The sequence below is a fragment of the Mesorhizobium sp. CA15 genome (assembly GCF_020165215.1).
GTDB lineage: Bacteria > Pseudomonadota > Alphaproteobacteria > Rhizobiales > Rhizobiaceae > Mesorhizobium.
The window spans coordinates 118943-132363 of record NZ_JAIUHQ010000006.1 but is presented as its reverse complement, the minus strand read 5'-3'; the positions used below and the strand labels follow the sequence as shown (position 1 = coordinate 132363).

The window sequence follows — 13421 nt, the reverse complement described above, 5'->3', positions numbered from 1 at the left end:
CGCAACGCAGGCCGGGCTCGATGCCGCGACCTTGCCTGCCGATGCATTTCATGATTATTGGTTATAACCAGAATGTCAAGCGGCGATCCCGCCTGTGTGGGTCGCGCGTGCGGAGGATCGGAAATGGATGCGGTTTATGTCGTTGCCGCCAAGCGCACGCCCATCGGCAAGCTGAACGGCGCGTTCGCCAGCCTGTCCGCGGCGGAGCTGGGCGGGCAGCTTATCCAGGCAATGCTTGCCGATGCTCAGCTCGCGCCCGATGCCGTCAGCGAGGTGATCATGGGCCAGGTGCTGACCGGCGGCGCCGGGCAGAACCCGGCGCGGCAGGCCGCGCTCAAGGCTGGCCTTCCGGTCAGTATCCCCGCCATGACCGTCAACAAAGTGTGCGGCGCCGGCCAGAAGTCGATCCATCTCGCCGCCCAGGCCATTCGCTGCGGCGACGCCGATTGCGTGATCGCCGGCGGACAGGACTCGATGACCTCGGCACCGCACTTCATTTCCGATATGCGCGGCGGCATCCGCATGGGCGACCGTACCCTCAAGGATTCGATGATCACCGACGGGCTGTGGGATGCCTTCCATCAGGTGCATATGGGCGTAACGGCCGAGGCGCTGGCGCAGCGTTACCAGATCACCCGCGAGGAACAGGACAGGTTCGCGCTGCGCTCACAGGAGAAGGCGGACGCCGCCATCCAGACTGGCCGGTTCGACGAAGAGATCGTCCCGATCTCGATAAGGACAAGGCAGGGCGATCTCGTCATCGACCGTGACGAACATCCCAATCCCTCCACCACCATGGAAGTCCTCGGCCGGCTGAGGCCGGTCTTCGATGCGGCTGGCACGATCACGGCCGGCAACTCGTCAGGCCTCAACGACGGGGCGGCGGCGGTGCTGGTGATGTCGGAGGCGCGGATGAAGAAACTCGGCCTGACGCCCCTAGCCCGCATCGCCTCCTACGCTTCAGCCGGGGTCGAGCCTATGGACATGGGCCTCGGACCGGTGGCGGCCTCGCGCCGCGCGCTCGACAAGGCCGGATGGCACGCGTCCGATCTCGACGTGATGGAGGTCAACGAAGCGTTCGCCGCGCAAGCCATCGCGGTCAACCGCGAGATGGGCTGGAACGAGGACATCATCAACATGAGCGGCGGCGCCATCGCGCTTGGCCATCCGCTGGCCGGCTCCGGCTGCCGCATCGTGGTGACGCTGCTCCACGAAATGATCCGCCGCGACGCGCGGAAGGGCCTCGCCTCGCTCTGCATCGGCGGCGGCCAGGGCGTGGCGATCTGCCTGGAGCGGTGAGCCTGAAACTCTGAGCAGTTAGTTGCCTGAGGGAATTGGGCAATGAGGCTTGGCCAGAATCTGGCGAACGACAGCTTTGGGTCAACGATAGAGCTCAAGACTACGGCCGACATTAGGCGCGAAGCAGACGTTCAAGACTTTGTCAGCAGGAGGTCACTTCGGTCAACTTGCGCCATGCGCTTGACAAAGTCGGACTGCCTTAATGGCGACCGGCAGCGGTCCAGCTGCGCCGAGTTGGGACCTGCGAGTAATATTCGGGAACCAAACCAATCCACAGAAATATTTTGTTGGTCAGCACTGCTTTTGCGCGACTCTTAACCATTTGAAACGACAGCCAGATTTCTCTGACTTGGATTCCGCCTCTGGCACCATCCCCTCTTCTCCCGACATTCCCCTGCGCCGAAGCTTCTACGCTCAGTCGAAGAAACCCGCATCCTCTTCCCTGAGATATTTCCTGGCCGCCTCGGCATCGATATCGAGCCCCAGTCCCGGCGCTTCCAGCAGGTCCACCATGCTGTCCTTCACGATCTGCGACGGCAGGCCGATGACGATGTCTTCCCACCAGGGATCGGAGGCGCTCGGATATTCGAAGGCGATGTAGTTGGCGGGCAAGGTGGCGCAGACATTGATCAGCGCGCCAAGACCGAGCAGGCCGTTGGCGGTGCCGTGCGGCGCCATCAGGATGGAATGCATGTAGGCGTGCTCCGCCACCCATTTGAGTTCGGCGATGCCGCCTATATCGGCCGGATCCGGGCCGATGACGCGCACCGCTTGCGTCTCGATCAGCTCCTTGAAATTGTGCCGCAGATAGATCTGCTCGCCGGTATGGATCGGCGTCGAGGTGGAGGCGGTCAGCTCGCGATAGGCCTGCGGATTGACCCACGGCACATAGTCGCCGGTCAGCATGTCCTCCAGCCACATCAAATTGTACTTCTCGACCGCGCGGGCGAATTTGATCGCGTCGGGCAACATCCAGCCCGGGCCGCAGTCGAGCGCCAGGCTCACCTTGTCGCCCAGCACCTCCTTCATCGCGATCACGCAGTCGAGCATGTGATTGAAGCCGCGCTCGCTGATAACGCCCTGATCCATGGCGCCGTGATAGCCGGCCTTCTTCTGCGTCACGCCGTAATGGAAGCCCTCGATGGTGTCCTTCATATTGGAGTGGAACGAGATTCCCTGCTTGATCATGAAGAAGTTCTGCGGCTGCTCCATCATCCATTTGACGTCGGCGGCGTAGTCCTCCGGCCGGTCGCCGGTGCGCTTGCGGCGGATCGAGCCGTTGTAGACGCGCACCTTGTCGCGCACCTTGCCGCCAAGCAGCTTATAGACCGGAACGCCGGCGGCCTTGCCGGCAATGTCCCACAGCGCATGTTCGATCGCGCTCACCGCCGCGCCATAGGGCTTGAACGAGCCGCGCTGGCGGATCTGCAGCATCACTCGCTCGACATCGGTCGGGTCCTCGCCCATCAGCGCCTCGCGGAAATGCAGAACAAAGGGCTTGAGGTAGGTCTTGGTGAACTCGACTTCGCCAAGGCCGTGAAGACCTTCGTCGGTCACGATGCGCACGATGGGGTGCTTGCCGATGACGGCGCAGCGCAGGTCGGTGATCTTCATGGCGCAGTCCTAGTTCACAGACGAGAAAGCTGTCGGCGTGAGCAGCTGGCTGCTGATATTGGCAATGATCTGCCCGTCGCGCTCAGACTCGTCCCGGGCCCTGTGCCATGCCGGATCGGTGACGAAAGCCACCCATTTCGCCTCACGCTCGGCCAGCGATTCCCAGGCGAGGAAATAGGTGAGACGATTGCTGTTTTCGCCGATCGCCGTGGTGAAAAACCCGGCCTGGCGGATGCCATGTTTCTCCCAGATGGCCAGCGTTTGGTCGGAAAAGCGCTTGAGCAAAGCCGGCAGCCTGCCCGGCAGGCAGTCATAGATACGCAGTTCGTAGATCATGGTTTCGTCCGTTTCCTTCTTCATCTCCGGCTTAGGAGCGGTCGACACGAATGGTCGGTCGTTGGTCCTGTGAATCTGGGGGAATGAGGGCGGGCGATCCGGCTAACTCCAGGTCCGGTCCCAGCTATATTCATTGTCCCAATGCTCGGTGGATTGCCATATCCCCGTGACACCGGGCTGCAGATGCTGCGCGAGCACCTCGTCGACGACGTCGTCGATCCCCAGGCCCGGTCTGTCCGGAACGGTGATGAAGCCGTCCTTCACCAGCGGTTTGGGCAGGCCGGTGACGATATCGTCCCACCAGTCGACATCGGCGGAATGATATTCGAGCGCCATGAAGTTTTCGGTCGCGGTCGCGACATGCGCCGCGGCCATCGCGGCGATCGGGCTTTCGGCCATGTGGATCGCCATGGCAACGCCGTGGTCCTGCGCCATGTCGCCGATCTTCTTGCTCTCGAGGATACCGCCGCTGGTGAGGAGGTCCGGATGGACGACGGAAAGGCCGCCGCTTCTCAGCAGAGGGTCGAAGGCCTCCTTGAGGTAGATGTCCTCGCCGGTGCAGATCGGCACCGAGGTCGCTTGCTGCAGCTGCCGGTATTGCTCGGTGTATTGCCAGGGAATCACATCCTCGAGCCAGGCCGGGACGTACTTCTCGATGCGGCGCGACAGGCGGATGCCGTCTTGCAGAGAGATGTGGCCGACATGGTCGATGGCCAAAGGGATCTCGTAGCCGATGACCTCGCGAACCTCGTGGATGTACCGCTCGAGAAGATCGATGCCCTTCTCGGTGAAATGCAGACCGGTGAACGGGTGCCGCACGTTCTGCGCGTCATAGGCGAGATTGCGGGCCTTGCGCTCCTCGATCGTGCCGCCGCGGCCGCGCGGATTGGCGTGAAACCCTTCGAGCGCGCCGGCGGGCGATGTCACAGCACCCGGAATGTGGGCGATCTGCATCAAGCCGAGATCCATCTTGAGGAAGGTGAACCCGCGGTCCATGCGTTCCTTGAGGCGTTTACCGGTCTCGGTGCCGCTCGGTTTCTCGGCGTCGGTATCGCAATAGACGCGCACGTGATCGCGGAACTTGCCGCCCAGCATCTGGTAGATCGGCACGCCATAGGCCTTGCCGGCGAGATCCCAGAGCGCGATCTCGACCGCCGACACGCCGCCACCCTGCCGCCCGTGCCCGCCGAACTGCTTGATGCGGCGGAATAGCCGGTCGACATCGCAGGGATTCTCGCCGAGCAGCCGGCTCTTCAGCATCAGCGCATAAGTGGCGCTGGCGCCGTCGCGCACCTCGCCAAGCCCGACGATGCCCTGGTTGGTATAGATCTTGAGCAGCGCCGAGGTGAACGGCGCGCCGACGATTTCGGCCACCCGCATGTCGGTGATGCGAAGCTCGGACGGCCTGGAATTGGTGTTGATCCGATTGAGAGCTTCGTCGGCTCCACTCGTCTTTGGCATGGCTTGTCCTCGTTTTGGTCGGCGGAACTGGTCGCCCGTCGCGCGGCCGGCAGTAGCGCTAGCCCAACTCGATCTCGTGGGCCTGCAGGTAGTCGCGATTCATCTCAACACCGAGACCCGGCTTCGAGGTCAGCCTGAGGCTGCCGTTCGAAACGTCGAGCGGCCTGTCTATGAGGTGGTCGTATTTGGAGAGGTCCCACTCCGAGGTTTCGAGCTTGTAGAAGTTGGGAACCGTCATCATCACCTGCGCTCCCGCGACCACGTTGATCGGTCCGGCGGCGTCATGCGGCGAGACGGGCACGTAATAGGCTTCGCACAGGGCGGAAATCTTCTTGAGCTCGGTGACGCCGCCGGTCCAGGTGACGTCCGGCATGATGTAGTCGGCGAGCTTGCCCTCGAGCACCGGCACGAAATCCCACTTCGTGTGGCCGCGCTCGCCCCACGAGACGGCGGCGCTGACCTTGTCGCGCACCTGTTTGAGGGCATTGAGGCTCTCGGGCGGACAGGGCTCCTCGAACCAGTCGATCTGGCCCGCCTCTTCGAGGCTGCGGCAGAGGCGAATGGCGGTCGGAACATCGAAGCGGCCATGCGCATCGATGAGGATGTCCACATCGGGGCCTGCCGTTTCGCGGATCAGGGCCGTCAGTTCGGCGGCCTCGCGCTCGTCCTTGCGGGTCATGCTGCCGTCGAGATAACCGTCCCGCCTTTCGCGGGCTACGCCATCGACGCTGGGGCCCTGATGGGGAAAAGGATCGAATTTGAGGCCGGTGTGACCGGACTCGACGATGTCGCGAATTTCGCGGATCACGGCTTCCTTGCTGGTGAATTTGGCCTGGTTGGGATGGGTATAAAGCGCGATTTCGTCGCGCACCGGTCCGCCCAGCAGTTCGTAGATCGGCTTGCCGAGGACTTTGCCACGGATATCCCAGAGGGCGATGTCGATGGCGCTGACGCATTCGACGGCGGCGCCGCGGCTGCCCATATAGGTGAAGCTGCGGAAAATCTTGTGCCAGAGATACTCGATACGCGCCGGATCCTCGCCTGTCATGGCGGCGCCGATCTGCCGCAGGATCGTGCAGAGCGCGCGGTTGGCGAGCTTTGTCGTCGTGGTGATCTCCCCCCAGCCACTCACCCCCTCGTCGGTCGTCACTTCGACGAACAGGAACTCTCCCCAGTAAGAAGCATCGGACTTGATCAGCCATGGCCGAATGCTGGTGATTTTCATCTGGACTATCCTCTCTGAAACGGCCAGGCTGACGGTGTTGCGGATCGGCTACCCTGCCCGGGCGGCGCTTCGCGCGCGCATGTGTTCGAGGACATGCCGGCCGGAGCCCTCGACATGGCGGGCAATGAGTTCGGCCGCCTTCTCGGCCTCTCCCGATTTTACCAGCGCGATGAGCTCGCGGTGCTCGCGGATGATCGCGGCGCGCCTGGCAAGCGTGAAATTGAACCGCCGGCTGACCGCCCTCAGCACCTCGCGATGCTTCCACCAGAGCTCGGCCGCATGGCGGTTATAATGCCGCTGGTACATCACGGTGTGGAAGGCGGTATCGAGCTCGCTGTGCCTGAACGTGTCGGCAAAATTGTTCTCCTCGATCAGGTTCTGGAGACGTTCGAGCTCGGCGATGTCCTCGTCGGTGGCCATGTTCACGAACCATCGCGTCAAGGCGGGTTCGATCAGGACGCCGATCTCGTAGATATCCCGGACAAAGTCCTGATCTATGGGTCGCACGCGTGCCCCGCGATTGGGACTGAAGATGACAAAGCCCTCTCCGCGCAACAATTGCAGGGCCTCGCGCACCGGGTTGGTCGAGGTGCCGTGACGCCGGGCGAGATCGGCGACCACAAGCCGTTCGTTGGCGGCCAGCCGTCCTTCGATGATGTCATCCCTGATCAGTTCATAAAGCGAGGCGCCCTCGCTGGAAGCCCCGATGGGGTCTATTCCCGCAGGTGGCTCCGCTTTGAAATCGCTTGTCTCGGCCAAGGCCCATCTCCCCCAAGTGAATACACCCCCGCCCTATATCACGCTCGGTTTCGATAAAACAATGTACGATTCTTCGCGTTGACAGATAATCTATGATCTGAAAACGTACAAAGTCGTCGAAGGGATACATTAGAACCGGCAAATATCCCGCGATCGAACGAGCAACGACCGCTTGCCTCGACGCAGAGCGGCACGGGAGAGAAACCTGGAGGATACCTATGACGAGGATTACGCTCGGCGGTGCCGTCCTGCGCGGCACTGTCTCCACTGCGTTAATGGCATTGTTGATGGCCGCGCCGGCGCTGGGCGCGCCGCCGGTCGACCTGAGCAAGTGGTCGCCGGAATATGTGCGCTCCATTGCGGGCACGCAGGATTTTGACACTGCGGGCGATTGCGCCAAGGTCACCCCGCTCGACTACAAGGGCCGACTGACCTTCTGGTACCAGGGCGTGTTCGAGGGCGACCCGGACCTTTTGCGCCAATACTACAAGGATTTCTTCGCAACCTTCCGCAAGACCTATCCGAACATCCAGCTCGAGGAACAAGCCCTCACCTACAACGACCTTCTCGACAAGTTCCGCACGGCGCTGCTCGGCAACGCGGCGCCAATGGCGGTCCGCCTGCAAATCCTGGGCGGCACCGAATTCGCCTCGAAGGGCTATCTGCAGCCGCTCAAGCCTGAGGATGTGGGGTATTCGACCGAGGACTTCTGGCCCGGCGCCATGAAGGCCGTCACCTGGGACGGCGTGACCTACGGAATTCCGACCAACAACGAGACGATGGCTTTCATCTGGAACGCCGACATTTTCAAGCGCGCGGGCCTCGATCCGAACAAGCCCCCGGCAACCTGGGACGACGTCGTCAAATATTCCAAGCAAATCCACGACAAGCTCGGCATTGCCGGCTACGGCCTGGTGGCGCGCAAGAATGCCGGCAACACGCCTTATCGCTTCATGCCGCAGTTGTGGGCCTATGGCGGCGGCGTCTTCGACGAGGCTACCCCCAACCCAACCTACAAGCAGATCGAGCTCGACAGCCCGCAGAGCAAGGCGGCGCTGCAGGCCTCCTACGACATGTATGTCCGCGACAAATCGGTTCCGGTCTCGGCGCTCACCAACCAGCAAGCCGACAACCAGCCCCTGTTTCTCGCCGGCCAGCTCGGCATGATGATCTCGCATCCGTCCGACTACAACGTCATGCTCGATCTGCAGAAGAAGGCGACGGGCACCGACAAGGACAAGGCACAGACCGTCATCGACAACATGCGCTATGGCCTCATTCCGACCGGCCCCGACGGCAAGCGCGCCGTCGTGTTCGGCGGCTCGAACATCCACATCCTGAAGCCCGAATATGTCGAGGGGGGCAAGGTGGACGAGCCGGCCGCAAAGGCCATCATCTGCATGTGGACGAGCCCGGAATGGTCGCTGAAGATGGCCTATGCCGGCTCGAACCCGGGCAACCTCAACGGCTTCAAGACCAAATGGATGAAGGAACGTCTGGACAACATCAAGTTCCTCGACGTCACGACCTCGATGCTGCCATACGGCATCCCGTTCCCGGCGCTGCCGCAGTCGCCCGAAATCATGAACATCATCATCCCGGACATGCTGCAGAATGCCCTGACCGGAGCGATGACCGTCGATCAGGCGGCGGAGGACGCGGCCAAGAAGGTGAAAGACCTGATGGGAGGCGGGCTCTAATCCGGGCCTGACCGACGATCGGATCGGCTGCGCCGTGAGCGCAGCCGATACTTCCCCAAGAACAAGGGCGCGCTACAGTGACGATCGCGACCGGCAAGGCCGAGGCTCGCCGCAGATTGCAACCCGCCGGGTCCGGCGTGCTCCGCAGTGTCTGGGAGCATCGCGCCGACTACGCGTATGTGCTTCCCGCGATCGCCGTAATGCTCATCGTCATCGCCTATCCGATCTACTACACAATCGAGCTGTCCTTCTTCAACACCCCGCCCGGCCTGCAGCTCCGCGACAAGATCTTCGTCGGCATCAACAACTACACGGCCATCCTCACAAGCGAGGTGTTCTGGAAGGTCACCTGGAACACGCTTATCTGGACAGCGGCCTCCACTTTCATTTCCTTCGTCCTTGGCTTTTGCGCCGCGCTGGCGCTCCACCGCGACTTTGTCGGCCGCGGTATCCTGCGCGCCATCCTGATCATTCCCTGGGTCATCAGCGCGGTCGCCGCTTCCTATATCTGGAAGTGGATCTACCATTCGGATTTCGGGGTCATCGGCGCGGTTCTGGTTGGCCTCGGATTGGCCGGAGGGCCGCCGAATTTCATCGACAATGTCAGCACGGTGCTGCCTTCCCTGATCGTCGTCAATATCTGGCGCGAGTTTCCGTTTGCCATGATCATGATGATGGCCGGCCTGCAGACGGTTCCCGACCAGTTGCTGCGCGCGGCGACGGTCGACGGGGCCAATGCATGGCAGCGCTTCTGGCACGTCACCTTCCCGCATTTGAGAAACGTCTCGACGGTGACGATCCTGCTTCTGGCGGTAGCCAACTTCAACTCCTTCATCATCCCATGGATCATGACCGGCGGCGGGCCGTCCAATGCGTCGCATATCTGGATCACCCACATTTATGAGCTTGCCTTCGGCCGGCAGCGCTGGGGCGTGGCGTCGGCCTGTTCGGTGCTGCTGTTCTTCATCCTGATGACACTCGGCTATTTCTATGTCCGTGCGCTGAGCGGCAACGAGCGGAAGGATGGAAGCGCATGAGCACGATTGCCGAGACAGCCCCTCGAAACCAAGCCCGTCGCCGCATGCGAATCGACGGATGGCGGTGGGGCGGCCGCATATTCCTGGTGTTCATGCTGCTTTACACCGCGCTGCCGATGATCTGGATGCTGCTGACCTCGATCAAGTCCGGCTTCGCGGCGATGCAATTTCCGCCGCAATGGTGGCCGGATCAGCCCACCCTTGCCAGCTACCAGAAGCTGCTCGATCCGCAGAACAGCGTCGGTCAGGATTTCCTGCGCTTCTTCTGGAACAGCCTTTACGTTTCCACTGCCACGACCATCCTTTCGGTAATCGTGGCGGTTCCCGCGGCTTACGCGTTTTCGCGCTTTACCTTCCCGGGCCGAAACTTCCTGTTCTTCGCAGTGCTGCTCCGAAACATGTTCCCGGCGGTGATCTTTCTCGTGCCGCTGTTCATCCTGATGCGTGCGCTCGGGCTGGTGAACACGCATGGTTCGCTCATCCTCACCTATCTGACCTTCGGCTTGCCGCTGGCGATCTGGCTGCTCAAGGGCTTTTACGACAACATCCCGGTGCAGCTCGAGCAGGCGGCACGCATCGACGGCGCTACACGGTTCCAGGCCTTCATCCTGATCGTGATGCCGCTCTCGACGCCGGGGATCATCGCCACCGCGATCTATTCCTTCATCGGCGCCTGGAACGAGTACATCTACGCCTACACCTTCCTCTCCAAGAACGAGCAGTTGACCCTGCCGGTCGGCATCCAGCGCTTCTTCTCGGAAAATACGACGGACTTTCCGGGCCTGATGGCGGCAAGCTTCATGATGAGCGTGCCCGTCGTCGTGCTGTTTCTCGTCCTGCAACGATACTTCGTACGCGCCCTGACGGAAGGCGCGGTCAAGCACTAGGAGTCGCTGCCGATGGCCCACGTGGTCCTCAAAGATCTCGTCAAGACCTATGGCGGCTTCAAAGCTGTCAACGACGTCTCGCTGACGGTCAATGACGGCGAGTTCGTCGCTCTCGTCGGCCCTTCAGGCTGCGGCAAGACAACCACGCTCAATCTCGTGGCGGGTCTGACCTCGGTAACATCGGGCGATATCATCATCGGCGACCGCGTGGTCAACCACCTAGATCCCAAGGACCGGGACATCGCGATGGTGTTCCAGAACTATGCGCTCTACCCGCAGAAATCGGTCTACAAGAACCTGGCCTTCCCGCTGCAGATGCGCAGGCTGCCCAAGAACGAGATCGACAAGAAGGTCAGGGAAGCGGCGCGCGTGCTCGATATGACGCAGTTGCTCGAGCGCAAGCCGCGCGAACTTTCAGGTGGTCAGCAGCAGCGCGTGGCCCTGGGCCGCGCCCTCGTTCGCGATCCGGCGGTGTTCCTGATGGACGAGCCGCTCTCCAATCTCGATGCGAAGCTGCGCGTGCAGATGCGGTCCGAGATCAAGCGGTTCCACCAGGACCTGAAGGCGACGATCATCTATGTGACGCACGACCAGCTGGAGGCCGTCACCATGGCGGACAGGATGGCGGTGATGAACGGCGGCTACCTGCAGCAATATGATTCGCCGGCGCAGGTTTTCGCGCATCCCGTGAACATGTTCGTCGCGAGCTTCGTGGGCAGTCCGGCGATGAGCCTTATTCCGCTCGAGGCATCGACGGCGAACGGCGGCACGGTGTTGACCAGCGCGGAGGGCTGGAGCCTTGAGCTGTCGCCGCCCAATGCGCGGAAGGTCGCGACAGCAACGACCCGGAAAGTCGTGCTCGGCGCGCGACATTCGACGATCAAGCTGCACAAGAGTGCGGTGCCGGGCAGCGTTCCGGCCAAGGCCTACACGGTGGAGCCGACCGGAGACGTGACTTTCGTTCAGGCGTTCCTGTCCGGCGCCATTGTCAACGTCAGCGTGCCGCCGAGCATTGCCGTCGCGCCCGACGAGCGGATCTGGCTCGAGTTCGACCAGGAGCGCATGCATCTGTTCGACAGCGAAACCGAAATGGCCCTCGGGGCCGATTGACGCGGCGAACGCGTGTGGACGTGGCGCGAATGACGACGAAACTTAAGATCACCGCGATCAAGCCCTACCCAGTGTGGGTGGGAACGCGCAACCAGATGCTTGTCAAGGTCGAGACCGATCAGGACATCTTCGGCTGGGGCGAGAGCGGCTTGAGCGGCCGCGAGAAGGCCGTGGCCGGCGCCGTCGAGCATTATCGCGAGTTCCTCGTCGGCCGCGACGCCATGCAGATCGGCCGGATCTGGCAGGAGCTTTATCGCAGCCAGTATTTCGAGGGCGGGCGGGTTCTGCAGGCGGCGATTTCCGCCATCGACATCGCCCTTCACGACATCAAGGGCAAGGCGCTGGGAGTGCCGGTCTACGAACTGCTCGGCGGCAAGCAGCGCGACCGCATCCCCACCTTCGCCTCGACCGGAGACGAGGCCGAGGGCGATGCTGCCATCGAACGCGCCCATGAGTTGCGCGCGCAGGGATGGCAGGCCATCCGCTTCTTTCCCGCCGGCCAAAACAGCAAGGACATCTTCGAGCCGCGCGAGTCAATCGGCGCTACGGCGAGCATGCTGAACAAGGCGCGTGAGGCGCTGGGCGAGGATGTGGTGCTCGGCATCGACTACCATCATCGGCTGTCGGTGGCGGAGGCCGCGAGCTTCTGCAACAAGCTCGGCCGCGGCGTGCTCGATTTCCTCGAGGAGCCGATACGCGACGAGACGCCGGAGGCCTACGAGTCCCTGCGCAGGATGACCGACATCCCCTTTGCCATTGGCGAGGAATTTGCCAGCAAGTGGCAGTTCCTGCCCTACATCGAGCGCGGCATTCATCAGTTCAATCGGCTCGATGTCTGCAATGTCGGCGGGCTCACCGAGGCGATGAAGGTCGCGGGCTGGAGCGAGGCGCATTATGTGGACCTGATGCCGCACAATCCGCTCGGTCCGGTGTGCACCGCCGCGACCGTGCATCTGGCGGCCGCCGTGCCCAACTTCGCCTGGCTCGAAACCAGGGCGCCCGAAAGGAAGCTGGGCTTCGACAGTTCCGACTTCTTCCCCGTGCAGCCGCGGCTCGACGGGACCGATTATCCGGTCGGCGATCTGCCGGGGCTCGGCGTCGAGGTCAATGAGAAGGCGATCAAGGCGCAGAGTTTCCGCTTCTGGGAAGCGCCGCATCTCAAACGCCGCGACGGTTCTGTCACCAACTGGTAGTTCCAACTCATCCGGAGTTCGACAATGACGCATATTCCCGACATCACGCGTCCGCCCAAGGACCTGATCGACGCGCTGAAGGAGATCGGCGCCGCGACGGTTGCCGGCACGCTCGGCCACATGGGCTTCCGCAGTCCGCATATGGTCGGCCCGGTGGCGCAGAACCATGGGAAGTCGATCGTCGGGCCGGCGCTGACGCTGCAATTCCTGCCGCAACGGCCGGACCTGTTCGACGAGGGAGAATATACCGATCCGGAAACGCAACTGCACCGGCATGTGCTCTATCATGCGCAGGAGGGCGACGTGGTCGTGGTCGACGCCCGCGGCGACATGAGCTCGGGCGTCTTCGGCGATATGATGTCGACCTATTTCAAGGGCCGAGGCGGCGCCGGCATCGTCATCGATGGATGCATGCGCGACCGGCCCAATGTCGAGAAGCTCGATCTGCCGCTATGGCTGCGCGGCTGGACGCCAAACTATCATGTGCAGACCAGCATCTATCCCAATGCGGTCAACGTCCCGATTGCTTGCGGCGGCGTGACAGTGATCCCCGGCGACATCATCGTCGCCGACGATGACGGCGCGGTGGTGGTTCCCGTCGCAATGGCCGCCAAGGTCATCGAGGAGGCTCAGAAACACCACGATTGGGAAGAGTTTTCACGCGAGAAGCTGATGCAGGGCGCTCCGTTGCAACGCTACTATCCGCTGCACGACGATGCCCGCGCAGAGTATGAGGAGTGGCGCAGGACAAGACGCCTTTAAGTCGGCAAGCGGGCCTCCCGACCGGCGGCGCAAGGCAT

General features: G+C 62.4%; 12 protein-coding genes. 7 read left to right on the top strand and 5 right to left on the bottom strand.

Annotated features, from left to right (window positions below):
• Positions 1-123: 123 nt before the first annotated feature.
• Positions 124-1299 (top strand): acetyl-CoA C-acetyltransferase, encoded by a 1176-nt coding sequence (locus LB515_RS13125; RefSeq protein WP_224707967.1) that lies wholly within the window; start codon positions 124-126, stop codon positions 1297-1299.
• Positions 1300-1713: 414 nt separating this feature from the next.
• Here the strand turns inward: LB515_RS13125 and LB515_RS13120 are convergent, their stop codons facing one another.
• The 5 genes from LB515_RS13120 to LB515_RS13100 all read right to left on the bottom strand — a co-directional run bounded on the left by LB515_RS13120 (position 1714) and on the right by LB515_RS13100 (position 6694).
• The gene (locus LB515_RS13120; protein ID WP_224707966.1) at positions 1714-2913 is read right to left on the bottom strand and encodes a mandelate racemase/muconate lactonizing enzyme family protein; all 1200 of its coding nucleotides are present in this window, start codon (positions 2911-2913) and stop codon (positions 1714-1716) included.
• Positions 2914-2922: 9 nt separating this feature from the next.
• Entirely contained in the window at positions 2923-3249 is a 327-nt protein-coding gene (locus LB515_RS13115; protein WP_140844200.1) for an NIPSNAP family protein, read from the bottom strand.
• Between the two features lie 102 nt (positions 3250-3351).
• Positions 3352-4710, bottom strand: a complete 1359-nt coding sequence (locus LB515_RS13110; protein ID WP_224707965.1) for a mandelate racemase/muconate lactonizing enzyme family protein — start codon at positions 4708-4710, stop codon at positions 3352-3354.
• Between the two features lie 58 nt (positions 4711-4768).
• On the bottom strand, positions 4769-5935 hold the full coding sequence (locus tag LB515_RS13105; RefSeq protein ID WP_224707964.1) for a mandelate racemase/muconate lactonizing enzyme family protein: 1167 nt from the start codon (positions 5933-5935) through the stop codon (positions 4769-4771).
• Positions 5936-5983: 48 nt separating this feature from the next.
• Complete coding sequence (locus LB515_RS13100; RefSeq protein ID WP_140844146.1) at positions 5984-6694, bottom strand: GntR family transcriptional regulator; 711 nt, start codon at positions 6692-6694, stop codon at positions 5984-5986.
• A 218-nt stretch (positions 6695-6912) separates the two neighbouring features.
• Here LB515_RS13100 and LB515_RS13095 point away from each other — a divergent pair, with 218 nt between their 5' ends.
• The 6 genes from LB515_RS13095 to LB515_RS13070 all read left to right on the top strand — a co-directional run bounded on the left by LB515_RS13095 (position 6913) and on the right by LB515_RS13070 (position 13383).
• Entirely contained in the window at positions 6913-8394 is a 1482-nt protein-coding gene (locus LB515_RS13095) for an ABC transporter substrate-binding protein (RefSeq protein WP_224707963.1), read from the top strand.
• A gap of 77 nt (positions 8395-8471) precedes the next feature.
• Positions 8472-9431 carry a carbohydrate ABC transporter permease gene (locus LB515_RS13090; protein ID WP_224707962.1) on the top strand — a complete coding sequence of 320 codons (960 nt, stop codon included), beginning with the start codon at positions 8472-8474 and terminating at the stop codon, positions 9429-9431.
• Complete coding sequence (locus LB515_RS13085; protein WP_224627407.1) at positions 9428-10318, top strand: carbohydrate ABC transporter permease; 891 nt, start codon at positions 9428-9430, stop codon at positions 10316-10318. The genes LB515_RS13090 and LB515_RS13085 overlap by 4 nt, the downstream gene beginning before the upstream one ends.
• 12 nt (positions 10319-10330) lie before the next feature.
• A complete protein-coding gene (locus tag LB515_RS13080) occupies positions 10331-11428 on the top strand; it encodes an ABC transporter ATP-binding protein (RefSeq protein WP_224707961.1) in 1098 nt (365 codons plus the stop codon).
• 29 nt (positions 11429-11457) lie between these two features.
• Positions 11458-12621, top strand: coding sequence for a mandelate racemase/muconate lactonizing enzyme family protein (locus LB515_RS13075; RefSeq protein WP_224707960.1), 1164 nt, complete (start codon positions 11458-11460; stop codon positions 12619-12621).
• A 24-nt stretch (positions 12622-12645) separates the two neighbouring features.
• The gene (locus LB515_RS13070; protein ID WP_140636299.1) at positions 12646-13383 is read left to right on the top strand and encodes a ribonuclease activity regulator RraA; all 738 of its coding nucleotides are present in this window, start codon (positions 12646-12648) and stop codon (positions 13381-13383) included.
• Positions 13384-13421: the final 38 nt, after the last annotated feature.